General features: G+C 73.3%; 21 protein-coding genes and 3 pseudogenes. 8 read left to right on the forward strand and 16 right to left on the reverse strand.

Features of this window, described 5'->3' with window-relative positions; genetic code table 11:
* Nucleotides 1-512 precede the first annotated feature (512 nt).
* Nucleotides 513-665, reverse strand: coding sequence for a hypothetical protein (locus tag G6R25_RS26435; protein ID WP_235947708.1), 153 nt, complete (start codon nt 663-665; stop codon nt 513-515).
* A 186-nt stretch (nt 666-851) separates the two neighbouring features.
* Here G6R25_RS26435 and G6R25_RS26440 point away from each other — a divergent pair, with 186 nt between their 5' ends.
* Both G6R25_RS26440 and G6R25_RS26445 read left to right on the forward strand, forming a co-directional pair.
* Entirely contained in the window at nt 852-1,157 is a 306-nt protein-coding gene (locus G6R25_RS26440; protein ID WP_235947711.1) for a hypothetical protein, read from the forward strand.
* A gap of 144 nt (nt 1,158-1,301) precedes the next feature.
* Nucleotides 1,302-1,685 carry a hypothetical protein gene (locus G6R25_RS26445; protein ID WP_235947713.1) on the forward strand — a complete coding sequence of 128 codons (384 nt, stop codon included), beginning with the start codon at nt 1,302-1,304 and terminating at the stop codon, nt 1,683-1,685.
* Between the two features lie 119 nt (nt 1,686-1,804).
* Here G6R25_RS26445 and G6R25_RS30220 read toward each other — a convergent pair.
* From G6R25_RS30220 to G6R25_RS30230, 4 genes and pseudogenes are all read right to left on the reverse strand, one after another.
* Nucleotides 1,805-2,287 (reverse strand): annotated as a pseudogene (locus tag G6R25_RS30220) (LLM class flavin-dependent oxidoreductase); the annotation flags it as partial.
* On the reverse strand, nt 2,229-2,537 hold the full coding sequence (locus G6R25_RS07420; protein ID WP_163552368.1) for a hypothetical protein: 309 nt from the start codon (nt 2,535-2,537) through the stop codon (nt 2,229-2,231). The gene G6R25_RS07420 and the pseudogene G6R25_RS30220, both read right to left, overlap by 59 nt.
* A gap of 60 nt (nt 2,538-2,597) precedes the next feature.
* The gene (locus G6R25_RS30225; RefSeq protein WP_419469326.1) at nt 2,598-3,014 is read right to left on the reverse strand and encodes an alpha/beta hydrolase; all 417 of its coding nucleotides are present in this window, start codon (nt 3,012-3,014) and stop codon (nt 2,598-2,600) included.
* Nucleotides 2,905-3,381, reverse strand: a pseudogene (locus tag G6R25_RS30230) (alpha/beta hydrolase); the annotation flags it as partial. The gene G6R25_RS30225 and the pseudogene G6R25_RS30230, both read right to left, overlap by 110 nt.
* A gap of 294 nt (nt 3,382-3,675) precedes the next feature.
* Between G6R25_RS30230 and G6R25_RS07430 the strand changes: the two are divergent.
* A complete protein-coding gene (locus G6R25_RS07430) occupies nt 3,676-4,389 on the forward strand; it encodes a TetR/AcrR family transcriptional regulator (RefSeq protein ID WP_235947716.1) in 714 nt (237 codons plus the stop codon).
* A gap of 106 nt (nt 4,390-4,495) precedes the next feature.
* Here G6R25_RS07430 and prpB read toward each other — a convergent pair whose 3' ends face one another.
* The 3 genes from prpB to G6R25_RS07445 are packed head-to-tail and all read right to left on the reverse strand — an operon-like array spanning nt 4,496 to nt 7,149.
* Nucleotides 4,496-5,410, reverse strand: a complete 915-nt coding sequence (gene prpB / locus G6R25_RS07435) for a methylisocitrate lyase (RefSeq protein ID WP_163552373.1) — start codon at nt 5,408-5,410, stop codon at nt 4,496-4,498.
* Nucleotides 5,410-6,915: an MmgE/PrpD family protein gene (locus G6R25_RS07440; protein WP_163552374.1), complete on the reverse strand. Its 1,506-nt coding sequence runs from the start codon at nt 6,913-6,915 to the stop codon at nt 5,410-5,412. The genes prpB and G6R25_RS07440 overlap by 1 nt, the downstream gene beginning before the upstream one ends.
* Nucleotides 6,916-6,933: 18 nt before the next feature.
* Nucleotides 6,934-7,149: a hypothetical protein gene (locus G6R25_RS07445; RefSeq protein ID WP_163552375.1), complete on the reverse strand. Its 216-nt coding sequence runs from the start codon at nt 7,147-7,149 to the stop codon at nt 6,934-6,936.
* A 52-nt stretch (nt 7,150-7,201) separates the two neighbouring features.
* On the opposite strand from G6R25_RS07445, the gene G6R25_RS07450 reads away from it, so the two are divergent.
* Together G6R25_RS07450 and G6R25_RS07455 are read left to right on the forward strand one after the other, a co-directional pair.
* The gene (locus G6R25_RS07450) at nt 7,202-7,522 is read left to right on the forward strand and encodes a hypothetical protein (protein WP_235947719.1); all 321 of its coding nucleotides are present in this window, start codon (nt 7,202-7,204) and stop codon (nt 7,520-7,522) included.
* A 176-nt stretch (nt 7,523-7,698) separates the two neighbouring features.
* Nucleotides 7,699-8,598, forward strand: a complete 900-nt coding sequence (locus G6R25_RS07455; RefSeq protein WP_163552376.1) for an SAM-dependent methyltransferase — start codon at nt 7,699-7,701, stop codon at nt 8,596-8,598.
* 4 nt (nt 8,599-8,602) lie between these two features.
* On the opposite strand, the pseudogene G6R25_RS07460 reads toward G6R25_RS07455, so the two are convergent.
* A pseudogene (locus G6R25_RS07460) lies at nt 8,603-10,177 on the reverse strand (glycoside hydrolase family 3 protein).
* Nucleotides 10,178-10,361: 184 nt separating this feature from the next.
* Nucleotides 10,362-11,255 carry an SDR family NAD(P)-dependent oxidoreductase gene (locus G6R25_RS07465; RefSeq protein ID WP_473246882.1) on the reverse strand — a complete coding sequence of 298 codons (894 nt, stop codon included), beginning with the start codon at nt 11,253-11,255 and terminating at the stop codon, nt 10,362-10,364.
* Nucleotides 11,256-11,580: 325 nt separating this feature from the next.
* On the opposite strand from G6R25_RS07465, the gene G6R25_RS07470 reads away from it, so the two are divergent.
* A complete protein-coding gene (locus tag G6R25_RS07470; protein WP_205446950.1) occupies nt 11,581-13,200 on the forward strand; it encodes a DMT family transporter in 1,620 nt (539 codons plus the stop codon).
* A 255-nt stretch (nt 13,201-13,455) separates the two neighbouring features.
* Here the strand turns inward: G6R25_RS07470 and G6R25_RS07475 are convergent, their stop codons facing one another.
* The gene (locus G6R25_RS07475; RefSeq protein ID WP_163552377.1) at nt 13,456-14,049 is read right to left on the reverse strand and encodes a metallophosphoesterase family protein; all 594 of its coding nucleotides are present in this window, start codon (nt 14,047-14,049) and stop codon (nt 13,456-13,458) included.
* 95 nt (nt 14,050-14,144) lie between these two features.
* On the opposite strand from G6R25_RS07475, the gene G6R25_RS26455 reads away from it, so the two are divergent.
* Nucleotides 14,145-14,651 (forward strand): MFS transporter, encoded by a 507-nt coding sequence (locus G6R25_RS26455; protein ID WP_235947721.1) that lies wholly within the window; start codon nt 14,145-14,147, stop codon nt 14,649-14,651.
* Between the two features lie 12 nt (nt 14,652-14,663).
* On the opposite strand, the gene G6R25_RS07485 is transcribed toward G6R25_RS26455, so the two are convergent.
* A complete protein-coding gene (locus G6R25_RS07485) occupies nt 14,664-18,947 on the reverse strand; it encodes a LysM peptidoglycan-binding domain-containing protein (RefSeq protein ID WP_163552378.1) in 4,284 nt (1,427 codons plus the stop codon).
* Between the two features lie 987 nt (nt 18,948-19,934).
* Here G6R25_RS07485 and G6R25_RS07490 point away from each other — a divergent pair.
* Nucleotides 19,935-20,561, forward strand: coding sequence for a hypothetical protein (locus G6R25_RS07490; RefSeq protein ID WP_136449278.1), 627 nt, complete (start codon nt 19,935-19,937; stop codon nt 20,559-20,561).
* Nucleotides 20,562-20,582: 21 nt separating this feature from the next.
* Here the strand turns inward: G6R25_RS07490 and G6R25_RS07495 are convergent, their stop codons facing one another.
* The 4 genes from G6R25_RS07495 to G6R25_RS07510 form a co-directional block, all read right to left on the reverse strand.
* Nucleotides 20,583-20,900 (reverse strand): hypothetical protein, encoded by a 318-nt coding sequence (locus G6R25_RS07495; protein WP_136449279.1) that lies wholly within the window; start codon nt 20,898-20,900, stop codon nt 20,583-20,585.
* 42 nt (nt 20,901-20,942) lie between these two features.
* The gene (locus G6R25_RS07500; protein ID WP_136449280.1) at nt 20,943-21,212 is read right to left on the reverse strand and encodes a pyrophosphorylase; all 270 of its coding nucleotides are present in this window, start codon (nt 21,210-21,212) and stop codon (nt 20,943-20,945) included.
* Entirely contained in the window at nt 21,209-25,327 is a 4,119-nt protein-coding gene (locus G6R25_RS07505) for an FtsK/SpoIIIE domain-containing protein (RefSeq protein WP_235947722.1), read from the reverse strand. The genes G6R25_RS07500 and G6R25_RS07505 overlap by 4 nt, the downstream gene beginning before the upstream one ends.
* Nucleotides 25,328-25,960: 633 nt before the next feature.
* Nucleotides 25,961-26,955 (reverse strand): GGDEF domain-containing protein (locus G6R25_RS07510; RefSeq protein WP_163552379.1); only part of this gene is annotated, 995 nt, incomplete at its 5' end.

Below are 26,955 nucleotides of genomic sequence, written 5' to 3' on the forward strand. Positions count from 1 at the left end.
CACCGCCCTAATAAGGAGTTTCGTTGCGCGGTCCGGGGCTGTGGCGCAGGTTCTGCGTGGCGGAAGAGACGAAGTCCGGTCTCAGGCGGATCGGGTTGGTCCAGGCGTGGCCGCCGGCGGTGTTTTCGACGGTGACGCGGCAACAGCCATCGCCGAGCATCGCCCGCTGGCAGGGAGCCTTCGGCCAGCGCGTCGCCCTCGACGAGTGGTCGGTCTGGTAAATGTGGTCGGTCTCGTGGGCCTCGACGGTGCCGACGGTCCGACAACCGCCGTCGGTACCCGGCCCGGGTCCACGGCCCACCCGAACCGGTCCCGTGAACCCGGCTACCTCAACACCGTCATCGGTGGTCCGGACCACCGCGATCGCCCAGGACTCCTGACACGGGAGATGGCGTGGCCGAGCGTGGAAAGGTGCACGACGCCGCCCGCGAACCGGCACCCGGACGTCGACCGCGAGGTCGGCCCGGACCGCGGCAGCGGCCCTCGCGCCAGAGCACGGAGTACGTCGGCGATCACGACCCGCATGGTAGGACCGCCCGGACGACCGTGCCTCCGGTGTTGCCTCGCTCGCTGGAGAACCGGCCCCTCACGGCCGCGACCCGGTCGGCGATGCCGCGCAGCCCCTGTCCGTCGGGGTCGGCGCCGCCGCGCCCGTTGTCGTCCACGGTGAGCGTCAGCTCCTCGGTGTTGGTGTTGGTTGTTGGTGTCCAGGGGTGAGGGTGATGCGGGCAGTGTCGGCGTGCTTGACGGCGTTCGTTACCGCCTCGCATACAACGAACCAGGTTGCGGCCTCGACATGGTGCGGGAATCGCCGGCCGGGCTCGCTGACCTGGACGCGTACCGGTAGGCGGGTGGCCAAGTCGTCGAAGGCCGAGGTCAATCCACCGTCGCTGAGCACGGAGGGGTGCAGGCCGTTGGTCAACTCCCGCAGTTCCCGGACCGCGATGCGGCTCTCGACCACCCCGGTCGCCAGGGCGGCGCCGGGGATCGCCGTTGAGCAGCGCGGCCTGCTGTTGGGCCGCCAGCGCCAGCAGCCGCTGTTGGGCGCCGTCATGCAGGGCGCGTTCGATCCTGCGGCGCTCGTCGAACTGGGCGGTGGCGATCCGGGAACGCGAGGCGAGCACCTCTTCCAGTTGGAGCGCTATCGCCGCGCGTAGGCCCGCGTTGTCGAGTTCGGGTTCGGCCTCGCGGGCGACTGCTCCCACCAGCGGTGGCTCGACCCGTCCGGCGTCGAAGGACACCTGAGCCACCGGTCGGCCCGCCCGCGACACGGTGAGTGCGTCGGACGCGGGGACGGCGGGGTGGCCGTCGGCGGTGACCCACTGCCCGCGGCCGAGCGCGTGGTGGGCGAGCACGAGGCGCCATGGTTCGGCCAGGGCCTGCGCGTGGTCGTCGTCGGTGCCGACGACGACGGTGAGGGCCAGGATCGCGTGCGCCCGTGCGCCAGGCTCGGGGGCGACGTAGGTGTCCCGGTAGGTTCGCAGCGCCTCGACTGCGACGGTGGGGTCCTGGTAGGTGGCGAGGAACGCGTAGCCGAGCCCGAGGCTGGCGGCGGTGTGCGCGGAGAAGACGTTGGCGCCGAGCAGGATGACGGGTGGCAGCGCGACGTCCTGCGGGATGATCGGCCCGTCGCCGCCGAGTTCGGGCTGGCACGCAGCCGCGCCGAGGGTGAAGGTCTCCCGTAGCCGGGTGATGAACGCGTCGCCGTCCAGCCCGGACCGGGCGAGCGCGCTGATCGTCGCGGGGTGGGTGTGCCGTGGGAGCGGCCGATGCCCAGGTCGATGCGGCCGGGGTGCAGCGTTTCCAGGGTGCGGAACTGTTCGACGAGGTGTAGGGGCGTGTGGTTGGGCAGGAGCATGCCGCCGGCGCCGATGCGCAGGGCCGAGGTCGCGGCGGCGAGGTGGGCGACGACGATCTCGGGGGCGGAGATGCCGATGCTCGGGGTGGCGTGGTGCTCGGCGGCCCAGTAACGGGTGTAGCCGAGATTCTCGACGTGGCGGGCGGGGTCGACGGCGTCGGTGAGGACCGCCCGGGGCCCGAGGGCGGCGGTGACCGGTCCCTGGTCCAGCACGGACAGGGCGGTCAACGCGGGACCATCCTGGCGGCGGGACGCGGGCCCGGGGAGGAAATGGCCGCTGTCATCGCCGGGCCTCCCTGGCTTGCCTGGCCCCATCCGGCAGCGGAAGGCCGAGCCGTTCACGCAGGGTGGCCTCGCCATATTCGTGTGGCTACAGCCCGCGGCGTCGCAGGATCGGGAGAACTTGATCGACGAAGGCGGGCAGTCCATCGGCGATGACGTCGGGCATCAGCGTGAAGCCGTCCGCCGCGCCGACCCGGTGCCAGTGCTCGATGACGTCGGCGACGTGCTCGGGCGTCCCGGCCGCGACGGGGTCGCGTCCGGGCTCGGAGGCGCCGGCCTGGAAGATCACCGGGTGTCCCTGTTCCGAGAGTGGTAGCACCCCGCTCGCCGCGCCGACGAGATGGACGGTCAGATGCAGTGGGCGCCGACCGGTCACCGGGATTCCTCCTGTCGTCACAACGTGATCGTCCTGGTCACGCCGACGCAACGCACCTGCTGGTTCGGGGCACGCCGGCGCTCAGCGAGGTGGGGCGGACCGGGCGGGATGCAGCGCGCGGACCAGGGCCTCGGTCTGGGCGCGCCGGGACGCCCGGCTGACGGCGGCCTCGGGTACGACCACGTCGAAGCCGTGCGTGGCGCCCGGGTACAGGTGAAGTTCCACGGGCACATCGGCCTGAGCCAGCCGGCTCGCGAAGTCCAGCACCTCGTCCCGGGCGAGTTCGAGATCGCCCGAAATCAGGAAGGTCGGCGGCAGGCCGGCGAGGCTCGCGGCGCGGGCCGGTGCGGCGTAGGGGGGGCACGTCCGCGCCAGGGGCGGCCGCCGGGCCGAGGTAGGAGGCCCAGCTGCGTTGCGAGCCAGACCTGTTCCAGGTGCGTGGGTCGGTGATGGCATGGCTGGACGGGGTCGTGTGCCGGTCGTCCAGGACGGGTGCATGCAGGAGCAGCAACGCCGGTAGCGGCTCGTGATGGTCGCGCAGATACAGCGCCAGACCGGCCGCGATGGCCGCGCCCGCACTGGAGTCGACGATGGCCGAACGCGCCGGATCGATGCCGAGCTCCGCCGCGACGTCCCCGCGGCGGAGTCCGTCGGCGTTGTGCAGCCAGCGCCAGACCGCCCGGACATCGCGCAGCGCGGCCGGATACGGGTGCTGCGGCGCCAACCGGTAGCCGACCGACACCGTGACCGCCGCAGCGGCGTGGGCGTACCACTCGCACTGGGCGTCGAACTGCTCGAGCTCTCCCGCGGTGAAACCGCCGCCGTGGACGAAGAGCACCACCGGCGCGGGAACGTCCGCCGCCATCGGCCGGAAGACCCGCACCGGAACGTCGGGTCCACCGGGTCCACCGGGCCCATCCGTGGCGGGGACGAGGACGTCGGTCAGCTGGATGGTGCCCGGCCCGTCCCAGAGCCGGCCGAGGCCGGTGCGGGCGGCCGGGTTCAGGTGGCGGTCGAGTAACTGCGCGTCGATCCGGTCCTCCAACACCACGGCGGGCCCTCCGGTAGCCAGAAGCGGTATTTGACTCTCTGAACACTATATTGAACGATCGGGTTCAATCAATCTGGCCTGATGGCCCGCCGAAGGTATGGTTGCCGCGTGACCGCCGGCACCGCAGCCCGTCGTGGCCGGATCGACAAGCGGGCCGCCATCCTCGAGGCCGCGCTGCGCACGTTCATCCGCGACGGCTACGGACTGGCGCGGGTGGAGGCGATCGCCGAGCTGGCGGGAGTCGCCAAGCCGACCGTCTACAACCACTTCGGCGACAAGGAGACCCTTTTCCGGGTCTTCATCCTCGACGGCGCCTCGCGCACCAGCGATCACATGATCGCCGCTCTCGCCGCTCTCGCCGCTCTCGCCGACGACGGTGACGGTGACGGCGACGACCTCGCCGGGGATCTGTCCCGCGTTGCCCGCGAGGTCATCGACTGCCAGCTCACCGAGGAGGGCTGGGTCCTCCAACGGTTGATGTACGCCGAGGCCGCCCGCTTTCCCGACCTGTTCGACGAGGCGCTGGCCCGCGGTGGGGCCCGCCTGCACAACGCCCTCGCCGGTCGGCTGGCCCACCGCGGTCGCCTCGAACTCGCCGACCCCGACACCGCCGCGGCGCACTTCCTCGCCCTCATCTCCGGCGATCTTCCCGCCCTGTCCGCCCTCGGCACCAGGAAGGTGAGTGATGCCGAGCTGCGGACGGCGATAGCCGCCGGCGTCGACACGTTCCTGCTCGCCTTCGCTCCCGGCCGTCGCCCCGCGGGCCGGGATACCCGGCGTGGGTGGCGCGCCGCCGCGATGGACAGCGGGAATCGAACCTGACGTCCGTCCCGGTACGAGCCACCGTCCCGACGGGAGCGCCGGGATGGGGCACTGCGCCGCGGCGGCCGGAGTCGTCCTCCGGCGCTCGACGGTCAACGCCACCTTGTCACCCGGCACCGGGGGTGCCTGGGATGCGGAAGGTGAACACGCCGTCGTCGAAGGTGTTGTAGGCGGCGTAGTCGAGGAGTTCGTAGAGCCGGGACCGGTGCTGCATCCGGTCGACGAGTCCGGCCTGGGTGCCGTCGGCGGCGAGGCGGCGCAGGCCGTCCTCGGCGGCGCCCATGGCCAGGCGCAGCAGCGTCACCGGGTAGATGACGACGTTGACGCCGACCGATGCGAGCGTCGCGGTGGTGAGCAGCTCGCTTTTGCCGAACTCGGTCATGTTGGCGAGGATCGGCACGTCCACGGCCGCGCGGGCGGCGGCGAACTCGGCGGTGTCCGCCAGCCCCTCCGGGAAGATCATGTCCGCGCCAGCGTCGACGTAGGCTCGGGCCCGATCGAGCGCCGCGTCGAGGCCCTCGACCCCACGGGCGTCGGTGCGGGCGCAGAGGACGAAGTTGGTGTCCCGGCGGGCGGTGACGGCCGCGCGGATCCGGCGGGCCATCTCCTCGACGGGCACGACCGTCTTGCCGTCGAGATGGCCGCAGCGCTTCGGGTTGACCTGGTCCTCGAGATGGCAGCCGGCGAGGCCGGCGTCCTCCAGGACCTGGACGCTGCGGGCGACGTTCATCGGCTCGCCGAAGCCGGTGTCGGCGTCGGCGAGCGTCGGCAGGTCGGTGACCCGGGCGATCTGCCCGGCGCGGCCGGCGACCTCGGTGAGTGTGGTCAGGCCGATGTCGGGCAGGGCGAGGTCCGCGGACAGCACCGCGCCGGAGACGTACACCCCCTCGAAGCCGAGTTCGGTGATGAGCACGGCGGACAGCGGGTTGAACGCCCCCGGGAAACGCAGCAGCCGACCTGAGGCGAGCTGCTCACGCAGCACTGCCCGGCGGACATGGGCGGGAGTACGGGCGTGCAACATCAGAACAGCCCCGCCGTCTCGCCGGTGCCCAGCGGCCACTCGGGTACCAGCGTGAGCCCGCCGAGCTCGTCCGGGGCCAGTTCGGGGAGCCGGGTGGCGACGTCGAGGAAGCGGTCCTGCTCCTCGGTGGAGATCACGCCCTTGGCCAGCCGGCGGAACTTCGCGATGTACTCGGGCCGGCCGAACGGCCGGGCGCCGAGCGGGTGGGCGTCGGCGAGCGCGATCTCGTCGACGACGGTCTCGCCGTCGTCCAGTTCGACGACGACCCGGCCGCCGAACGCCTTCTCCGCCGGGTCGGTCGCATGGTAGCGGCGCGTCCACTCCTCGTCTTCGACCGTGACGATCTTTTGCCACAGCTCCACGGTGTCCGGGCGGGCGGCCCGCTGCGGGGCGTAGGAGCGTTCGTGGTGCCAGTCGCCGTCCTGCAACGCCACGGCGACGATGTAGGGGATCGAGTGGTCCAGCGTCTCCCGACTGGCCGTCGGCGAGTACTTCTGCGGGTCGCCGGCACCGGAACCGATCACCTGGTGGGTGTGGTGGCTGGTGTGGATGGTGATCCTCTTCGCCCGGGACAGGTCACCCAGGCGGGGGCGCAGGCGGCGGGCCAGATCGATGAGCGCCTGGCTCTGGTACTCGGCCGAATGCTCCTTGGTGTAGGTGTCGAGAATGGCCCGCCTGGCCTCGCCCGGTCCGGGCAGCGACACCACGTACCGGGCGTCCGGCCCGTCGAGCAGCCAGGCCACGAAGCCGTCCTCGCCCTCGTAGGCCGGTGACGGCGCGCCCTGCCCGCGCATCGCCCGGCCGACCGCCTCGATCGCGACCTTCCCGGCGAACGCCGGGGCGTACGCCTTCCAGCTCGAGATCTGCCCCTTGCGGGACTGCCGGGTCGTCGTCGTGTGCAGCGCCTGTGCCACCGCCTGGCAGACGACCTCGGTGGGCAGGCCGATCAGCGTGCCGAGGCCGGCGGCGGCCGACGGGCCGAGGTGCGCGATGTGGTCGATCCTGTGCTGGTGCAGGCAGATGCCGCGGACCAGGGCGACCTGGATCTCGTAACCGGTGACGATCCCGCGGATCAGCCCCCGGCCACCGAGGCCGAGGTGCTGCGCGACGGCGACGATCGGCGGGATGTTGTCGCCGGGATGGGAGTACTCGGCGGCGAGGAACGTGTCGTGGAAGTCGAGCTCGCGCACGGCCACGCCGTTCGCCCACGCCGCCCACTCCGGCGACGCCCGGACCTGCGGCGCCAGGCCGAACACCGTCGAGCCGGCGCGGCCGGGCGGGGCCGGGTAGCGCACCGCCTGGTCACGGGCCGCGGTGACCGGCGCGCGGCGCAGCGACGCCACCGCGACCCCGGCATTGTCGATCACCCGGTTGACCACCATCTTCGCGACCTCGGGCAGCACCTCCACCGGGTCGCTCGCCACCGCGGCGATCTTCCAGGCGAGCTGGTCCGGCCGCTCCAACCGCTCCGAACTGCGATGCACCCGCACCCTGTGGTCGATCATCTGCTGGCGCCCTCCCCATCACGATCTCTGCTTCCGGCTTGGCAGCCCGGTCCGGTCGGCGCCGGCGGACTCGGCGTCGGCGCCGCGGTGTGGGCGCTGTGCGCTGACCGCGACGATGCAGTACGTCGCCAACGAGAACCAGCTTGCCGAGATCGTCCGCTGGTCGTTCGGCAGCGTCAACGGCACCCGGTGGACGGGGAAACGGCCCGCCCGATCGGGCTGCGGACTGAACACAGGGGGCCGATCGGCCCGTTTGCCCGGGCGGTAGCAGCGGGATGTCTACCCTATGAATCTCCCCGCCATGCATCGGTCCGGGTCGGCCGTGGTGTCCAGGCCGGAGGCCGGCAACCGCGCGGTTGCCGCGGATCCACGCGCACCACACCGGGCGATCGAGCCCGGCAGCCGGTCTTGCTGCTGCCCCTCCGAGCCGGTCGCGCAGGTGGTGCTCGCCCCGATCGGGTCGCGCGCCCACGAGATCGACCTCCTGCTGTGCGCCCATCACCTGCGGCGCAGCGCCCCGACTTTGACATCATCGAAGGTCGCGATCTACGACCGGGTCGGCAAACTCATCGAAGCCCCGGCCAAGGTGTTCGGCCGGGACCGCTGACCGCGAGCACACGGTGACCTCCTGCCAGGGTCAGGTGGTCGAGGTCGAGTGACGGGCTGGCCGCCACCTGAGATGGCGTCGTCGTTCCCCGACGAGGCGCCGGGCGGGTGGCGGTTCGACCCTCTCTCGTATTCTCGTGCCGGCACCCGGGGTTGTTCGCGCCGGTATGGGCTGACATGCGGCAGCGAGGGGCAGTGGTGAACACGGAGATCAGCAGCGATCCGTACGGGTCCGAGGACTCGGGTGGGACACCGTGGTGGCGGTCCAGGGCCGACGAGCCGAAGCCCGTGGACCTGCGGGTGGACCGGCCGCACCCGGCTCGGATGTACGACTACTACCTGGGCGGGAAGGACAACTTCCCGGCCGACCGGGAGGCCGCCGAGCAGGCTCGGGCCGTCGCGCCGAACGCGAGCACCGCCGCCCGGGCCAACCGGGCGTTCATGGCCCGGGCGGTGCGTTACCTGGCCGGCGAGGTCGGCATCGACCAGTTCCTCGACATCGGCACGGGGATCCCGACCAGCCCGAACCTGCACGAGATCGCCCAGGAGGCCGTCGAGAGCGCCCGGGTCGTCTATGTGGACAACGACCCGATCGTGCTCACCCACGCCCGGGCGCTGCTCACCAGCACCCCGACGGGGCGGACCGCCTATCTCGATGCCGACGTGCGGGACGTCAGGCGGATCCTGACCGCCCCGGAGGTCGTGGACACCCTCGACCTGGCCCGGCCGGTGGCGCTGTCGCTGCTCGCGGTGGGCCACTTCCTGCTCGACTCCGACGACCCGGGTGGCATTGTCCGCCGGCTCGTCGACGCCCTGCCCGCCGGCAGCCACCTCGTCCTGTCCCATCTCACCCCCGACCACGACCCGTCGATCGAGGCCGGCGCCAAGGCCTACCGTGCGCAGGGGATTGCGCTGCGGCCTCGGGCGCGCGCCGAGGTCGAGGCGCTGTTCGGCGGGCTGGAGCTGCTCGACCCGGGGCTCGTGTCGGTGCACCGTTGGCGGCCCGACGCCGCAGTGCCGGCCGACCTGACCGACGCGCAGGTCAGCGCCTACGGCGCCATCGGCCGCAAGCCGTAACTCCTCAGCAGGAGCGCAGGGTGGTCAGGCCGGAGCCGCGGGGGAGGGGACGGCCCGCGGGGGCGGTCGCGGTGACCGGGAGACGGCCGAGCGGTGGGGCGGCGCCGGTGAGCACGGCGGCCAGGGCCGCGAGGGAGGCCGGGTCGGTGGAGTAGGTGGCCAGCCACGCGGCGGCGCCGGTCGGCGGGTGGTAGGGCGTGGCGGTGGAGACGACGACCGTGCCGGGTGTGGCGCGGGCGGGCGGGCCGGCGTTGCCCGCGAGGACGATCGTCACCGGGGTGGTCCCGGCGGCGCCGCCGGACCTCGCTGCGGCGGTGGGTGCCGAGACTGCGGTGGGTGCCGAGACGGCGATGCCGCGGGCGGCCAGCGCCGCGCGCAGGCGGTCGGCCGCCGTCGACGAGCCGGCGACCGTGACCGGGCGACCCGTGTGCAGGGGGAGGACCCCGCAGTCCTGGGCCAGGAGAGTGACCGACCGGGCGGCGACGCGGGCGGCCACGGCGGGACCGTCGCCGGCCGGCGCCTGGGTGGCATGCGCGCGGCGCCATTTCAGGTGCAGGACGCGCCGCGCCGAATCGTCGATGCGGCTGGCCGGGATCCGGCCGGTGCGCATCGCCGTGAGCAGGCCGTCGCGGGCCTCGACGAGCCGAGGCGGCATCAGTAACAGGTCGTTGCCGGCGAGTACGGCGCGCACGGCGGCCTCGCCCGGCGAATTCTGCCTGGTGACCGCCGCCATGTTCAGCGCATCGGTGACGATGACGCCGTCGAAGCCGAGCTGGCGGCGCAGCAGCGAGGTCACCACCGCCGCAGACAGCGACGCCGGGGACGCGCCGTCCAACGCGGTGGCGAGCAGGTGCCCCACCATCACCATCGGCACGCCCGCGGCGATGGTGGCCTGGAACGGTGCCAGGTCGACGGCGTCGAGTCATTCGCGGGAGGACGCGACGACCGGCAGGTCGAGGTGGCTGTCCACCGAGGTCGAGCCGTGCCCGGGGAAGTGCTTCGCGGCGGCGGCCACCCCGGCTGCGGCGAAGCCGCTCACGGCGGCCGCGGTGAGGCGGGCGACCGCGGCCGGGTCGTCGCCGAACGACCGCTCGCCGATCACCGGGTTGGCGGGGTTGGTGTTGACGTCCGCGTCGGGGGCGAAGTCGACGTTGACGCCGAGCGCGCGCAGGTCCGCGCCGGTCACCCGGGCGGCGTCGCGGGCGTCCTCGACGCGGCCGCTCGCGCCCTGCGCCAGCTGGTCGGGCAGCAGGGTCACCCCGTCGCGGATCCGCATCACCGGCCCCTGCTCCTGGTCGGCGGCGACGAGCAGGGGGATCGCCGCGGCGCCCTGCAGCCCGGCGGTGAGGCCGAGGACCTGGCCGGGGGCGACGATGTTGTCGGGTAGCGCGCCGGGACCCGTGCCGCCGGCGTCGAACAGGACGACACCGCTGAGCCCGAGGTCGTGCACCGCGGCGGCGGCCGTGTCGGTCCCCGCGACCGTCCGGTTGCCGGCGAGCGCGGTCGGGTCACGGTCGTCCGCCGACGTCCCGAACACGTATCCCATGAGCAGCTGGCCGATCCGCTGCTCGGGAGTCATCCGTGTGAGCGTCGACTCCACCCACGCCGTCTGCGCGTCATCGGCCGCCGCCGTCGGGTAGAGGCCCGACGCCGGGGAAGGCGCGGGCGACGAGGTTGGCGCGGGCGACCCGACGGCCCCGTCCAGCGCCTCCCTGGCCGGGGGCGTCGCGCTGCAGGCGCCGTCCCCGCCGGCGGTGTCCGGATCACGCCCGAGGCAGCCCGCGACCAGCAGGAGACAGGCCAGCAGAACGATGACGGCACGCGGCGGCCGGCGCCGCCGTCCGCTCAGATCGGCGGCTCAGGTGCTGGGTCGCAAACCGCCGTCGACCTCGATGACGGTGCCGTTGACGAACGACGAACCCGGCGCGGCGAGGTCGCGGACCACGGTGGCTATCTCGGCGGGCTCCCCGCCGCGGCCCGCCGCGGCCCACCGAGATGCCCGCGACGATCCGTTCGTGCCACTCGGCCGGGATCGCCCCGGAGTACAGCTCGGTGTCCGGCACGTAGCCGGGGGCGACGGCGTTGACCGTCACCCCGCCGGGGCCGTAGTCGTTGGCGAGGCCGACGACGAGCCGGTTGAGTGCCGCCTTGGTGGCGGCGTAGCCGGGATCACCGCCGGCACTGCGCGCCGACCTGGAGCTGATCATGATGATGCGCCCGCCCGGCCGCCGGATCGCGGGGCCGAGCGCCTGCGTGACCAGCAGGGCGCTGACGACGTTCTGCAGGTAGAGCGTCGTGTGCCTCGTCGCCAGGTCGTGCAGCGAGGTCACCGGCGCGGAGTGGGTGCCGCCCGCGTTGTTGACCAGCACATCCAGGGTGCCGAACTCGCCGGTGACGAACCCGGCGAGGCGTTCGACCTGGTCGGGGTCGGTGACGTCGGCGGCGAAGGGCAGGACCGGCGGGCCGCCGACCTCGGCGTTGATGTCCTTGGCCGCGGATTCCAACCGATCGGGGCGGCGCCCGACGATGACGACCCGGTCGCCGCGTTCGGTCAGCGCCCGCGCGATCGCCCGGCCGATCCCCGTCCCGCCGCCGGTCACCACGGCCGTCCCCGCCTGCCCGCTCTCTGCCTGCTCGCTCCCCGTCTGCTCGCTCATCGTGAACGCCTCCTTGCGCCGGTTCGATGTCGCAATGTGCCGGCTTGTACCCAGACGTCCCCAGTCTGGTCGATGCCCCGACGCCGGGTGCCCGTCACCCCCTCCGGCGGCCGCCGCGGTGGCGGTGCGGGTTGTGAGATGTAGCGCCCGCGGCGCCCGAACGGGGACGGATGAACGACCGGCGACCGTTATCCGGCCACCGGCATGACACCCTGTGGGGACCGGCCGCTGAACGGGCCGGGTACACGCCGGGGGCCGGCGTCACGCGGCGACGGACGGACCGTCGCCAGTGGGCGCGACGGGACCACGGCGGGATCGAGGAGGCGTGGCGACCTATCTGCTCGGCCTGGGAGCCGCCGTGTGCTTCGGGGTGGCCGCCGTCATCCAGCAGCGGGTGGCCTTCCGCGCGCCACCCGGTGACGTCCTGCGGTTGCGGCTGCTGCTCTGGCTGGTGCGCCGACCGCTGTGGGACTTCGGCGTCGCCATCGGCGCGCTGGGCAGCCTGCTGGCCGGGGCCGCGCTGACCCACGGCGCCGTCGCGCTCGTCGAACCGTTGCAGATCTGCCAGCTGCTGTTCGCCCTGCCGCTCGCCGCGTTGCTCGCACGGCGGGTGGTGCCGCGGCGGGACTGGCTGGCCGCCGCCGCAACCGCCGCCGGGCTCGCCCTGTTCGTGTTCGCCGGCAAGCCGGACTCGGGCGATTTCGAGGCCGCGACCTCAGGTGGCTGGGTGCTGACGGGCATCCTCGTCGGGCTGGTCGTGTTCGGCGCGGTCTGGGGGACGCGGCGGCTGGCGGCCGTGCGCCGTGCGCCGCTGCTGGCGGGCGCCGCGGGTCTGCTGTCCGCGTTGCAGGCCGCGCTCGTCAGCGCCGCCGGTCACCTGCTGACCGCTGACGGCGTCGACGCCATCGCCCGGTCCTGGCTCCCCTGGGCCGTCGCGGCTGTGGCGGTGATCAGCGCATTGCTCGCGCAGAGCGCCTACGAGATGGCCCCGCTGCCCGCGTCGCTGCCCGCGTCGGTCAGCGTCGAACCGCTCGCCGGGGTCGCGATCGGCGTGGGGCTGCTCGGCGGCGAGCTGCGGCTGACTCCGCTCGCGCTTGCCGGTGAGCTGCTCGGCCTGCTCGTGATGACGGTCGGCGTCCGGGCGCTGGCGCGTTCGCCGCTGATCACCGGGCAGCTCTCACGGCTGGCTGCGCGCCAGGCCCAGGGCCGGCTGTCCCGGCTGGAGGAGCAGGTGCACCACGACCTGGAGCGGCTGCGTCACGACCTGCGGCGCAGCCGGCAGGCTGGGCCGAGCGGGCCGGCGGTTCGGCGCCTGCGCCGCCGCCTGCAGCGCGATCTGGACCGGATCGGCGAGGAGCTCGCGTGCCTCGCCGACGAACGGGACCGTTTCGAGGAGCAACTGCGCCCGCCCCGGTCGGCGCGGGCAGTCGCCGCGGTCCTGGCCGCGCGCCCCGATTCCCACCGGCGGCGCCCGATGTCGCGCGCCGCCGGTGCTGCCGCTCCTGCGACTGCCGCTGTCGCTTCTGCCTCCGCTGATCATGTCGCCGCCGGGGTTGCCCAGGTCGGCACCGCCGCCATCCGGACGGAACTCGACGGCCGGACCGTGGCCGGGACCCACGCGCCGATGCCAGGGGCCGCTGGATCGGCGGCCGGGTCGGACGCCGGCCGCGCGGTCCGCCGTGTCGGCCGCCCGACCGGATCGACGGCGGCCGCCATCGGGCCAGGTGCGTCCGCGCTCGGGCCAGGTGTTCCCAAGGCGAGATCAGGCGCGCACACGCCCGGACCGGGGACTGCTCGGGACGTGCTCGGCAGCGACGTGGTGCCCGTGGAGGGTCTGATCGCCGTACGGCGCGAGCTGGACGCGCGGGCCGAGGAGCTTCGGCGGCAGGCCGACCGGCTGCGCCGCCACACCCGCCGGATCCTCGCCGCCGACGGGGTGGCCTGAGCCTCGGCCGTCCGTGTCCACGTCCGTGTCCACCACGAACGGCGTGAGGAGCAGGTGACACTCGTCGACCAGGCCGGCCCTGATGGCATGGCCGGCGAGGGCGGGGCCGCCGATGGAGACGTCGCCCTCGGTCGCGGCGACCAGCCGGCGGACCGCGTCCGCATCGAACTCCCGCTCGAGCCGGGTCCGCGACGTGAACGCGTCGGCGAGAGTCGTCGACCACGTAGCCGTCGAGTGACGCGATTGCAGTGTAGATCAGCCTGCCCACGATGTACTCCCTCGGTTCGCCCGGCCGGACGGCAGCGGGTGCAGGACGACCTCGCCGAGGCGGCCGCCGGCGACCACCGCGGTCAGGTACGTGGCCGCGGGCTGGCGTCGGCGGTCCGTGGGGGAGCCGGGATTGAGCAGGCGCAGCGTGCCCGGCAGCGGGTGCGCCACCGCGCCGGCCGGCCCGGCCGCGCCAACCGGCCCGGGGGAGCGCCCGACCGTCGAATCCCACGGAATATGCGAGTGGCCGAAGACCAGCACGTCGGCATCAGGGTAGGCGGCCGCCATGCGACGCTCCCGTCCCCGGGCCGGGCCGGTCTCGTGGACGACCACGAAGCGCATCCCACCCAGGGTGGCCCGGGCGACCTCCGGCATGACCTCCCGGACGGCCGGGCCGTCGTTGTTGCCGTAGCAGCCGATCAGCCGCTCCGCTCGCGCCGCCAGCTCGTCGACGGCGTCCCGGCTGACCCAGTCGCCGGCGTGCAGCACCACGTCCGCTTCCTCGACCGCGGTCCACAGCTCGGCGGGTAACGCCCGTGCCCGCGTCGGAAGATGCGTATCGGACAGCAGGATCAGCCGCATCCGGCCAGTATGCGATGCAGCGCCGGAGCGGGCCGGGTGCCCGCGCGGACGGGCGGGCGTGCGGCTGGGGACCGGGTGACGAGGGGCGTGCGGCCGTGACCGGCGGGAACGGTCTGCTGCGGCGTCGGCGCCTTGCCCATGCTCGGACCGCGACGATGATCGCGCTGTTCGTCCTGGCTCTGATACTCGCGAGCTGGGTGCCGCGGGTGCCGCAGATCAAGGCCGACCTGCGCCTCGGCGACGGGCGGCTGGGGCTGGCCCTGCTCGGCGCGCCGGTCGGTGCCGTCCTGACCCGGTGGCTTACCGGCATCGCGGTGACCCGCTTCGGCAGCGTCCCGGTGGTGCGGCCACCCTGCCCGGCTACTGCGCCGTCGGACGCCGTGGTCAGCGCGGTCGGCTACGCCGGCTGGCTGACCGGACCGCCGGTCGTGGGTGGGCTCGCCGAACTCATCGGCCTGCACCGTGCCCTGACGGTCGTGCTTGTCCTGCTCGCGACGATCGTCGCCTTCGCGCCGGCGCTGCGAGCCCCTCGCCCGGATCCCGCAGCGGGCGAACAATGCCCCGTCCGGCCGGCGGCCGACGGCGGGCCGGCGTCCTCGTGATCCACCGCTGTCTCATTTCCGTGCCCGCCGAAACCCCGGCAGCAACGTCTGGACCAGCGCGTCCGTCTCGGCTTCAGCCCGGCCACCCCGCGGGGTCCCGCCGGCGCCGATGGTCCGGTACATCTCCGTGGTCACCGCCTCGAGCGTGCGGCGATCGCCCCGGGCCGACACGGTGCGCAGCAGGTCGCGCCACAACGCCTCGGATGCCGGCACCGCCCGCAGCCCGGCGCGGCAGGCGGCCATGGCCGTCATCGTGTCTCCGAAGCTCAACGTGAGCTCGGCGAGGCGGTGAGCCACATCGACGACACCGGCCCGGGTGCTCCGCGCGATGGGGCCGGTGGTCGCCCACCGGTACCGACCGGGGGGCAGGTTCGTCCACAGCGGGCCGCTGACCATCCGCAGGGCCGTTGTCAGGTCCGCCTCGGTGTCGCCCCCGGGCAGGCCGGCCCGATGGGTGTAGGCGACGAACAGCTCCCAGTCGCAGCGCACGTCCGGGCTCAGCCGCCACCGCCCCTGCGGGTCGAGGGATAGCCGGGGCCGCCCCTCGGCGTCGACGGCGCCGTCGCCGGCCGCGGCGTCCGGGGGCCAGATCTCCTCGGCGAGCAGTCGACGGTGCGCGCCCTCGCGGTGCAGGGCGAGGTACACGGCAATCTCGGTCAGGAGATCGAGGTCGTCCGTCGGTTGCCGGCCCGGTCCTTCAACGGTGGGCAGCCCCAGGACGCGGACCTGGGCCTCACCCGTGGCCATCGGCTCGTCGGATCGCGGCTCGCGCACCGCCGCCGACGTGGCTGTCACGGCCGGCGGTGCTGCCGCTGCTGCTGCGGCTGGTGCTGCTGTCGTTGGTGTCGCCGTCGTTCGTGATGGTGGGACCGGGCCGGCCGGCCAACCTCGGCCGCTCGGAATGGTCGTCTCCCCGTCGGAGTAGTTTCCCGGCCCCGGAGTGCGCACGGTCTGCGCGGGTTTTGGCCCGCCGGGTTCCGGTGCTGCTGGTGCTGGCTCTGCCGGTGCTGCGCCGAGGATTTCGTTGGGTGGCGGAATCGGCGGACGCGGTGGGGATGCTGGGCGCGGCGGAGTCGGCACCCGCTCGGGAGGTACCGGGAACCGCATGGGCGCCGGCTGTGAGGCCGGCATCGCCGCCGGAGCGGCATCCGCCCTCTGCTCCGCTGTGCCCGCCGGTGCCTGAGCCTGACGGTTGGCCCGCATGCGCGGGGTCTCGAAGTAGAGCACCGCAGGCACGTGGGGAATGTCAGTTGGCCGGATGAGCGGACTGCTCGGATGGGACAGCAGCGTGGAGCCGGTGTCGTCCGGGTTGGTGTCACCGGGTGCTACCAGGCGCGGCGTGGGAGTCGGACCGGATGCCGGTGTCGTCCGGGGCGCTGGCTCGGCGCCAGCAGGCACGGCGACCGGGGACGCTGCCGGTCCGGGCGGCGCTGCCGGTCCGGGCGACGCCGGACCGCCCGGGGAGGCGAGCAGGGCGGGCGGCGGTCCAAGTGGATCCCGGTGACCGTTCGCCGGCGGCCGGGTGAAATCCTCGTCTGCCGCGGGGAGACCGGAGGCCCGCGGGCCGGGCGCGGGTGGGATCGCCGAGAGCTGCGGCGTCCATGGCAGAACGCCGGGAACGGAGCCGGGTCGGGCCGGCGGTCGGGTGATCTTGTCGCCCGGCGTGGGGTGCTCCATTGCGGGGTGCGCCGTCGCGGGCACCGTCCCGCCGGGGGCCGCCTGCGACGCCCCGCCGCCGCGCGCGGGTCCCGTCGCCGTCGGTGGTGGCTGCGGCGGCGGCGGCGGGGCGACGACGAGTGGGGGAGACGCCGGACCGGGCTGAGGCGGCGTGTTGTCATCGGCTGGTCCGGCGGGAGCTGGATAGGCCGCGGCGTCCGCCTCGCGGAACAGGGCCGCGATCGCCTGGTACTCCGGTCCTGTGATGGACTGCGCCCATACCTCGACGCCCAGCACACCCAGCGACATCCGACGGTCCGGCCCGACCGTGAACCGCCACCGGGCGGCCGGGGAGTCGCCGACGGCGAGGACGCCGACGGCGGGGACGCCGACGGCGTGCCGGCGTCCCCGCGCCATTCTCGTCAGCCGAGCGATGTCGGCCTCGTGCGGCGGCGCCGCGAGGACGAGCAGGTCGGGGGCCAGCGCGCCGGGGTTGCCGGCTATCCGCTGACCCGCTTCGAGCGGAAAGTCGTCAGCGGTTCCGCCGTCGAAGTCCGCATCTTCGTCGTCGGGCCCGGACAGCTCGTCGAGGGCCTCCGCAACGCTGGCCGCGGTCCACAGCCGTTGCGGGGCGATCGTCAGCAGCTCGTCGAGGTCGTTGTCGGCGAAGCCGATCAGGCAGACCCGCAGGTCGTCCGACCAGACATTGGTCGCTAGCTCGAGGGCGACGGCGATCACGATCTGCGTCGCGATCGCGCGGTCACCGAGGAGGCTGATCACACCGGGGGCGCCCTCGAGGTCGACGAGAATGCGCGAGCCGGCGTCGTCATGTCCGAAGCTGACCAGTGCCGGGAACGGAGCGGGCACCGCGGGGCTTGGCGGGATCATGAAGTCACCGCCCGCTCCCGCCTGAGGCGTGGGCGTGCGCTCGATCCACCAGGATCCGGGAACCTCCCCGGCCGTCCAGGGCGGCGGTGGCGGCTCGTCCTGCGCGGGCGCCATGTGCAGGATCAGCGCATCCTCGGTGAGGATGGCGGCGTAGACCGCGGGAAGCAGCCGATCCTGATCGGTGAGCGAGGCGGACAGCACCCGCAGTGACCGGTCGATGAATCGGGCTGCCTCGGTGTCCGCGGCGAGCAGCAGCGCTCGTTCCGCGGCGTCCTGTGGTGGTTGCGCCGGACCGCTGCGGCGCCCGGCCAGCGCCACCATCACTCCGGCCGCGAGCAGGCCGGCAGCCGCGACTCCCAGGAAGTCCGGTGGCGGCGCGAGGGAGGCGGCCACCAGCTGCCCCGCCACCGGTTCCGGCGCGTCTGGCACGGCCGGAAGGTGCGATGCCTCGTACCGGTTCTCGGTTCCACCGGACCCGGCGTCGAGGACGGCATCGGCGTCCGCGGCATCGTCGAAGTCGTCGTGATCGAAAAGATCGCCCAGATCATCGTCGCCGTCGGTGCCAGCCGAGGGTTGCGGCGGGCCGGCGGTGCCCTCGGGCATCTGCAGCACGCGCAGGCCGTCGTCCTGTGCGTCGGCGGGCAGGAGCAGGACCCACCCGGCGTGGATGAGGGACGGTTTTGACAACACCCGGCCGTCCGGCTGGGTGCGGCCCTCGTTCAGATCGAAGATCTCCCGGTACCGCAGCCCATCACCGAGAAAGCGCTCGGCGATGCCCCAGAGGGTGTCGTGATGGCGTCCCTCCGCCGGACGTACCTCGTACAGTTTCACCACTCGCTCGCCGGGGACGAGGCGGCCGTGCCGGTCCGCAGCCGGGCTGATCAGCTCCGGGCGGTCCGCGTGCCAGGGCGGCGATAGCTCGTCCTGGCCGAGGACAGGCTCCTGCACCGGGGGGACCGGTGCGGCGAATCCCGCCGTCCACGCCCCGTTCGAGTCGTCGAAGTCGTCTGAGCCGTCGAAGTCGTAGAAGCCGTCGTGTCGATCACCGAGATGGGGAGCATCCTCATACCCGCCGTCGCCCGCAGGCACCGCAGGCATCAAGCGACCGCCGCCGCGCGACGTGGCTCGATCGGCGGGTCTGGCGGGTCGGCCGATGGATGGGACGGGTTGGGCGGCCCACCCGCGGGGGGCCGGGACCGGTGGGTCCGCGTCGTCGGGCGCGACCCCGGTGTCGAGGCCGGTCCCGCGGTTCGTGGCCACACGCGGAGGGTCGTCGCCATCCGCTACCCGAGGTGGCGCCAGTTCCGGGCGCGGACCCGCCGTCGGCATGGCCCGCAGCGCCCCGGGTCGCGTGCCGCGGGTCGTCTCCTGCCCGTAGGTCACCGGAACCACGAGAGCTGTGGTGCCCGAGAGCAGCAGTGTGGTGACGACGAGACGGCGGGCAAACGTCTGGGGGGCGCCGCCGAAGGGGATTCGCGGGGCGAGGCCGCTGCCGCGAACCTCCGCGCGCCACTCCGCAGCGAGACAGGCGATGAAGTGCGCCCACGCCGCCCAGAACAGCAGGGCCAGAATCGCCCGGACGACTCCGCCCGCCCCATTGTTGCCCCGGATCGGCGGGCCGAGCACCAGCGCGAGGATCGCGGGGATGCCGAGAACGGCTACGGCGATCGCCGCGATCGCCCCGGCTGCCTGCAGCCGCTCCCGCGCGCGCTCCTCGGCCGGAACCGGCGGCACCGCCTGTCGGGTCGGCACGGCTGCGACGCCGGCGGCGTGACCGCCGCCCACCGCCCCTGCGGCCGGGCCGCGCCGCCACTTCGCAGCTCGCTGCGGTGGGCCTGGCTGCGGCGGGGGTTCCGGTGCGGCCGGGATTCCCGCAGAGGCGGGCGGATGCGAGGGCGACGGTGCCGAGGGGAACGGCGTGGTCGACATGGTTCGTCCCCGATCAGGCGCAGGGTCGGGCGGACGTGCGTGCCGGGCGAGGGACAGCGTCGGTCCGCGGGGCACGTCGCGTGGCGTTCATGCTAAGTCCACTGTCGCGGGAATCCGGGGCGAAGTAAGAGTTCTCTGGCCTTCTTGTGACGATTAACCCGATCCCGTAGCCGGACGCCCGGATCGATGAACGCGGACATGCTCGGGAGCAGTCGGCGGGGAATGCGGCGCGGCCGGAACCGCCAGCCGGCGTCGTCCGGAGCTCCCTTTGCAGGCAGCGCGCAGTGGGCATCCGGCCTCCTCGCGCTGCTGCGCCGAGACGGCGACAGTGGGACGAACCAGCTGTAATCGTACCAGCACGGTCGTGGAGCGGGAATATAGGGATGACGGATCCGGGAGCTCTCACGCACGATGAGCATTCGGTACCCGATCCAAGGCTAATTGTCCGGATTCAACCTTGCGCTGAGTAATCTCGTGCTTCGCGAGTCCGCGGTGTTGGTCGGCGCGGGCCGAGTGCAGGGATGCGGCTTGAACGGATTCGCGACGGCGAGCCGGCGAGCTCCGGATCGTTCCCGACGGCCCCGACTTCCGGGCGTCTGTCTGACGGGCCGTCGACGGGACAGGTCGGTGGGGACGTGACCAGTTTCGGTTCCTCCGAGGCCGCCGGTTCGTGGGGCCGGACCGCCCTGTCCGTGCGGGACCCGGCCTGGTGGCGTCTCGGCGTGGCCGCCAGCCCGTGGCGCATCATCGCCTCCTCTATTAAGTTATGTGAACCTAAGTATGACTCGCGGTTCGATGTGGAGGCATTGGATGACGGACCAGCGGCGACGCGTCGACAGCGCACCGGTCACGGCGGGACGTTCCCTGATCAGGGCCGCCCCGTACGGGAGCCTCGCGCTGTGGGGTGGTCTGGTCGCACACGGCCTGCGTTTCGCGACGGCGGTGGCCGTGGATGTGCCGTCGAACGCGCAGACCGGCCCCGTTGCGGTGCCCTGGCCGCCGCCCGGGGTGTCCCCCTCGCACCCGGTCTATGGATCGAGGTCACCCGCGGAGGAGCCGTCGACCGAGACGGCGGCGAGCGGTTCGGCTGTTTCCCGGGTACTGCTGCTCGCCCCGACACCGTTTGCCGCAAGCCTCGGCGACGAGGACGTCGCGACCCGGCTGAACCTGTGCGGGTCGGCACCCAGCTCCGGGCAATGGGTCTCGGTCGCGTTCGGTGGATGGGTCGTCCCGCTTCCGGCGGACGCCTGGCCGGCGGCCGCCGCCCGCTTCGCGGAGCGGCACCCGACCACAGATCTGTTCGATCTTGGCTCTGGTTGGTCGCTGCTGCAGATGGAGATTGTCGAGGCCGTCGTCCGGACCGCCCGGGCCTGCCTCCTGCTTGGCGCCGAGGCGGCGGTCGGTCTGCTGGGGGGTGCGTCTGGGCCTCGTCACTGACCCGGCGGGGCGCAACACCGGTCAACCGGCGCTTTGGATCTCGCTCTGGATGTCGGCGAGCCGGGTACGCAGCTGGTCGAGCCGGGCGTGCAGCTCGGTGAGGGTGCGCTCGTAGCCGGGCCAGACGGTGGTGCGGAACTCGGTCGCGCCGCGCCCGTCCCAGCTCTCCGGGTCGGTGAGGGTTCTCGCGGTGGACCGCAGCTCGTCGAAGCGGGAGAGCAGCGGACCGTTGACGATCGAGGCGAGGTCCGAGACCGCGGCTATGGCCTGTGGGGTGCTACGAACGGTGATGTCGGACGGCGAGGTTACAGTGTCCTCCAGGATGATTTCGGCCGGCATGAGAACAGGCAGCCGAGGGCGACAGGGGTGAAGCGACGACGATCAGCTTCCTGCTGCGGCGGTCCGCCTGTTGATCTCGGTGATGCCGTGGGCCAGTTCGGTGAGATCGGTGTGCAGGTTCGTGAGCGCATGCTGCACCTCCGGCCAGACCTGCCCACGGAAGACCTGCGCCTTCGGGCCCTCCCAGTTGCGCGGGTCGGCGAGGGTGTTGCCGTGGTCGATGAGGTTCCCGGCCGTCGTCTGCAGACTGGGCAGCAACTGGCTCATTCGGGCGGCGGCCTGCATCGCCGCCGGGGTCGTGACAGTTCTCATGCGATTCCCTTCGTGGTGGGTCGGAGACGGAGCGGGCCGGGGAGGGCGGCCGGCGGGCAGGTGACCTGGACGGGGAGCAGGACTCCACGCTGGATGAGCAGGCCCCGGCCCGCCGGCACGGGTCCGGGGCCGGCTCGAGGGAGCCGGAGGCCGAGAAGCTCCCCGTCGACGGGCCGTCTCGGGGCGAGCAGCAGGCCGTGTCCCGCACGGCGGACGTCGACGACGAAGCCGCGGTACTGAAGCACCAGCTCCTCCGTCGAACCGGCGAGGACGAGCGCGCCCCCGGCGTCGCGGGCCTGCTGCCAGAAGCTCGCCAGCTCGGTGGCCGCCGGCTCGCCGATCAGCTCGGCGTCGTCGACGAGGACGACCGGCGGGCGTTCTCCCGGCCTGACGACCCAGGGTGGGACCGCTTCGGCGGTGGGATGGGCCGTTCCACGGGGTGGGAACGGCAGGGCCGAGCCGCCCACGTCGCCGGACCCGGCAACGTGGTCAAGACCGGCGTCCACCACGGCCAGCACGCGCGGATGGCCCGCGAGCGCGCGCAGGGGTGAGGGGCGCGGCGTCACCGCGACAACGTCGGCACCGCCGGCCAGCAGTGACAGTGCGATGGTGAGCAGCGTCGAGCTGCGCCCTGTGCGCGGCGGCCCGCCCACGACGAAACCGGGCTCCGCGCCGAGGTCGATGTCGACCACGTCCAGTTCGTCTCCGCCGAGTCCGAGGATGGCTTGCAGCCGGGGTACGGGTGGCAGACGGGACGGGGCGGCCCGGCGGACCTGCGCGGCGGCGGCCATCCGGGCGGGGGTGACGCAGTCCGGCAGCGCCTCAACGCGGAAGGGGCGGTCTTCGGCCCCGACCGGTCCCACTGCGGCAGCGGTCTGGACCTGCGCGCCCATGGTTCGTAACGCCGCCACCTGGGCGCGGCCGGTCGGTTCCGCATCGAGCAGGGCGACCTGGACCTCGACGGGGGTCGGGAAGCGACCTCCGATCACGACCCCGCGCCCGGGGGGCAGCTGCTCGGGCATGTTCGCGGCCGAGATGCCGGCCAGGGCGTAGTCGCCGGGATCGGCCATCCTCAGGATCAGCCGCTCGTCGATGAGGGAGGCCAGCCGGCCGGTCAGCCCGCGCCGATCCGTGGACAGGATCACCCTCAGCCCGGCCGCCGAGCCCTCCCGTAACAGCCGAAGGAGGCTGTCGACGAGTTCCCCGCTGTCGGAGTCCTCGGACGCGGCGAGCAGACCCTCGAAGCCGTCGAGGAGGAACACCAGGTAGGGCGGGCGGACAGCGGGGTCGCTGCTGGTGACGGCGCGCGCCTCCCGCAGATCCGCCACCCCGTCCGCGGCGAGTCGCCGATGCCGCTGCTCGACGGCGACGGTCAGGCGGGCGAGCATCCGCCCGACCCGCTCGGGATCGTCCCGGCCGACGAGTGCGCCGGTGTGCGGCAGGCTGGTCAGGGCGCCGCCGCCGTAGTCCAGCCCATAGATGTGGACGTCTCGGGGGGACAGCGCGCTGGCGATCGCCCCCGCCGCGGTCCGCAGGGCCGTGGAACGACCGGACCGTGGCGCGCCGACGACCATCAGATGGCCGCCGCCCTCCAGGTCCAACGCGAGGGACTGTTGCAACTGGCGATCACAGCGGTCGGACAGGCCGATGGCGACCGGGGTGAGCACCGCGTCGGTGCGGCCGGGTCCGGGACGGCGCCGCCCCGGCGGACCTGCGGGGCGTGCGTGCCGCTCGTCGGAACCGGCGGCGGCCGGCAGCGAGGAGAGAGGAATCCGCTCCGGTAGCGGCGGAAGCCAGGGACTGGGAAGGGCAGGAAGCCTCAGGGCGGTCGCGGCTTCGCGGACCGCCCGCACCAGAACGGTCAGCTCGGTATCGCTGGCCGCGGAGTCCCGAGACGCGACGCTGGGCGGCCGGCCCGGCCCCGGCACCGGTACACCGGGCTCGGGCCACGCCAACAGGGTCACGCGCGCAGCGGCCGCGCCGGTGGCCTCGTCGCCTTCCGGCCGAACCGGACTGCCCACCCAGGCGGTCTGCACGGTGGTGAGCCGGTCGGGCCCGGTGCGTACGACTGCCCTGCCGGGGGTCGCGGGCGCGATCGCGGCGGCATCCGGACAGCCGACGACGTCCTCGCTTTCGGCCCCGTCGGTCACTCGCAGGGCGATGCGCAGATTCGTGTTCGCCCGGATCTCCGGGGAGACGACGCCGCTTGGACGCTGGGTGGCCAGGAGCAGGTGGATGCCGAGGGAGCGCCCGCGCTGGGCGAGGCTGACCAGCCCGGTGACGAAGTCGGGCAGCTCCCGGGCCAGGGTGGCGAACTCGTCGACGACGAGAACCAGCCGCGGCGGGATCGCCAGCTCGCCGGGACCGGCCCCCGGCGCCGCGCGGCGTAGAGCGTCGAGATCCTTGGCGCCGAACCGGGCGAGGAGCGCCTCGCGGCGGTGTAGCTCGGCGGACAGCGAGGTCAGGGCCCGGCGGACCAGATGCGGGTCGAGATCCGTGACGAGACCCACGGTGTGCGGCAGCGCGGCGCATTCGGCGAACGCGCTACCGCCCTTGTAGTCGACGAGCACGAACACCAGCTCGTCGGGCCGGTAGGTCACGGCATGCGCGGCGATGATCGTCTGAAGCAGTTCCGATTTGCCCGATCCGGTCGTGCCCGCGATCAGTCCGTGTGGGCCGTCGCGGGAGAGGTCGAGGGTGAACGTCCCGCCGCCGGCGACTCCCACCGGAACGGGGCGGCTTCGCGGCGGGGTCCCGGTGGCCGGGGCGGACGACCACCTCCGCAGGATCGTCGACGCGACCGGTCGGCCCCCGCCGATGATGTCCGACAGCCGCACGGCCATGGGGAGCGCGGCGTCGTCGTCGGCCGCGACGCGAAGCGGCGCGAGTGCCCGCGCCACCGACTCGTACCAACGGGCCGCCCCGGGCGGTGCGTGACCACCGTCCCCGGCCGGACCGATGAGGTCGGCGCGAACATTCCTGATCATCCCTGCCCGGTCCTGGCGCACCGTGAGATGCCCGCCGTCGGGTTCCACCACAGCCCGGCACTCGACCGGAAGATCATGGACGTCGGACTCCAGACAGAGCACGTGAATGCCCACCGGCGGGCCGGCACGCAGCACCTGGATCAGACCGGTGATCGACCGCAGCGAGCGTGCGCCGTCCAGCACGAGCAGGACGTCGGGGCCGGCGGGGCGGCGATCGGGCGGCAAACCCTCGCGGCGCTGCATCAGCGAGCGGAGTTCGGCGACGCACGCGACCCGGTCTGCCTCGTCCGCCGCGAACCGCACCGCGGCGTCCTGCGCGGCGGGACGACAGTGCGGCAACCAGCGAATCCAGCGCCACCCGGCGGCACGCTCGGCCTCGGCCGTCACCACGCGGATCGTCAGTTCCTCGGGGCTGTGCAAAACGGCGGCCTGCGCGACGAGCCACCAGCCGAGTTCCTGGGACCGGGCGCCCGGCGCCGCGACCCCGACGACGCCGTTCTCGCTCAGGGAGATCACGGCAGGCAGATCGGCGCGCATCGGGTCGGCCGGGTGATCGGGGGTATCGGTGATCCGGACGGCGCTTGGCTGGTTCGCGATGCCAAGGCGAAGCCGCAGATAGTCGGCGTCGCCCCGGCGCCGCGCCCACAGCCCGCAATCCCGCTGCCAGGCCGTGGCGAACAGGCTCGCCGGGTCGGGCTGCTCGGCGTGGCGCTCGGCGCACTCCACTTCGAGCGCCGCCTGCGCCGCGTGTTCCACCTCGTCGCGCAGTCGGCGATGGCGCGCGGTGGCCTCGCGGAACTCGCGGCGGTCCCGCCGACGTCCGCTCACCACGGACAGGATCAGGTTCAACGGCCCGAGAACGGCGAACAGCAGGACGTAGAGCGTGTGCAGCACCGCGGCCATCGCCACAGCGGCAAGTAGGGGGAGGAACGTGGCCAGCACGGGGACAGGCGCTCGGCGGGGCTCCTGCGGCGCCGCGGGCAGCGCGAAGGTGGACGCCCGCTGGGGTGGGCGCAGCCGTGGCGGGCGGTTGACGTCGAGCCTTCCCGGGACGGTGGTGGACGGGAGGGCCAGGGGGGTGACCGGGGCGGGACGCAGGAGCCGCAACGCCATGCTCGGAGTGCGCACGGAGGCGACGATCGAGCCGGCGCCGCCAGCCTGATCCCCTCGACGGCGCTGGTGCCGGGACCGGGAGCGACCGAACAGCTTCCATCGGCGGCGACCCGCACCGTCAGCACGGGTTCGTCGGTGGCGGGGCCGGCAAGCAGGATGGCGCTGTCAGGAGCCGAGCCGACGGTGTGTTCGCCGACCGGCAGCGGATGAATGACGCCGGCGTCGGGGCCGGCGGTGACCATCAGATGGACCAGACCTGCGCCCGAGGCCCGGCGGGCTGACGGCGCGTCGAGGAACACGACAGCGCCCTCGATCAACGGCGACCGGGCGAGCGGCAGAGTCGGGCTGAGCGGCCGGCCGTGGCCGGCGAGAGTCAGTGAGGGCCGGGGGCTGGCCCGCGCCGAGGTCCCGCGGGACGCGCGGACGGCGGTCGCCAGCGCGTCGGCGACGACGCCGAGTGGTGTGTCGGCACGGGCGCGCAGAAGCACGTCGACGTTCGTTCCGGTGCGGAAATCGTGAACGGTGAAGGCGATCTGTATGGGCCGAAGATACGACCTGAAACGCCCGCCGGCTAGCTCGGACGACGCTGCGTATATGAATTTTGCGTTGTGGTCGCGAACCTATCGATCGGACGACCGGAAAGCCGAATTACTGACCGGAGCGGGATCGGTGGTCGCGGCTGGTCCGTAGTCTGGAACGGGCCCGGGTCACTTCCGTTCCGGCCCTGGCGACCAGAGCGTCTCCGTCCTCGCCCGGGGCGCCAACGGCCCCCTGATTTCCCAGGCGGCGTCCCTGTTCACGCTGCTCAGGATGGTTGTCGCCGGCGTGGGACGGAGTCGCGCCCACGAGGGCGACCCCCACGCTGACCGACAGCCGGATTCGGTGGCCGTGCACGTCGAGCGGTTCGTCGAGGGCCGCTGCCAGCCGTTCGGCAAGGTCCGCGACATTCGGCGCATCCCCGGAGCCGGCAAGCACGACAAACTCGTCGCCGTCCCATCGCCCGATGATGTCGGTGGGGCCGAGTACGCTCGAAAAGCGTCGGGCGACGGCATGAAGGGTGGCATCATCGGTCGGATATCCGAAGGAGTTGTTGATTCGACGAAATGCATCCAGGTCCAGGAAGAGAACGGCGGTCCCGGCTCGTTCCGGGGAAGGAGGTGGCAGCGCGGATGAGGCTGCGTTCACGTCCCGTGCTCTGGTGGCGTCCGACGCGCCTGATCCGCTGGGGGTGAGTCTGGCCGCGAGCAGGGTTCCCAGCGCTGTCCGGTTCGCCAGCCCGGTGATCGGATCCGTTGAGGCCTGACGGCGGAGGTCCTCTTCGCGATGGCGCCGTTCACTTACGTCCTCGACGACGACAATCAGCCCGTCGCCGCGGATGAGGGTGCTCAGGCGGACGTCGAGCCAGCGGTGACCGCGCAGCGCCGGTTGCGGCAGCTCGATGCGGGCCCGGGTCCGTCGTCGGTCGATCAGCTGCCGCGAGAGGAACGCCAGTGTCCGGATCGGCGTGACCGGATCGAACACGGTGACCCCGGCCTGGTCGGAGGGCGAGGAACGGGCCTGGTTCACATTCGCCCCGGCCGACAGTGCTGCGGCCCAGGGCCCCGGGAAGATCGTTCTAGGTTGCGATCTGCTACGCGGAGTAT

It is taken from the genome of Candidatus Frankia alpina (assembly GCF_902806485.1).
Lineage (GTDB): Bacteria > Actinomycetota > Actinomycetes > Frankiales > Frankiaceae > Frankia > Frankia alpina.

Coding starts and splice junctions, on each gene's coding strand:
- G6R25_RS07450 (WP_235947719.1), top strand. CDS start 7,202: ATGAATCTCCCCGCCATGCATCGGTCCGGGTCGGCCGTGGTGTCCAGG.
- G6R25_RS07495 (WP_136449279.1), bottom strand. CDS start 20,900: ATGCCGGCCGAAATCATCCTGGAGGACACTGTAACCTCGCCGTCCGAC.
- G6R25_RS07465 (WP_473246882.1), bottom strand. CDS start 11,255: ATGAGCGAGCAGACGGGGAGCGAGCAGGCAGAGAGCGGGCAGGCGGGG.
- G6R25_RS07440 (WP_163552374.1), bottom strand. CDS start 6,915: ATGATCGACCACAGGGTGCGGGTGCATCGCAGTTCGGAGCGGTTGGAG.
- G6R25_RS07500 (WP_136449280.1), bottom strand. CDS start 21,212: ATGAGAACTGTCACGACCCCGGCGGCGATGCAGGCCGCCGCCCGAATG.
- G6R25_RS07490 (WP_136449278.1), top strand. CDS start 19,935: ATGACGGACCAGCGGCGACGCGTCGACAGCGCACCGGTCACGGCGGGA.
- G6R25_RS07455 (WP_163552376.1), top strand. CDS start 7,699: ATGCGGCAGCGAGGGGCAGTGGTGAACACGGAGATCAGCAGCGATCCG.
- G6R25_RS07475 (WP_163552377.1), bottom strand. CDS start 14,049: ATGCGGCTGATCCTGCTGTCCGATACGCATCTTCCGACGCGGGCACGG.
- G6R25_RS30225 (WP_419469326.1), bottom strand. CDS start 3,014: ATGCACCCGTCCTGGACGACCGGCACACGACCCCGTCCAGCCATGCCA.
- prpB (WP_163552373.1), bottom strand. CDS start 5,410: ATGTTGCACGCCCGTACTCCCGCCCATGTCCGCCGGGCAGTGCTGCGT.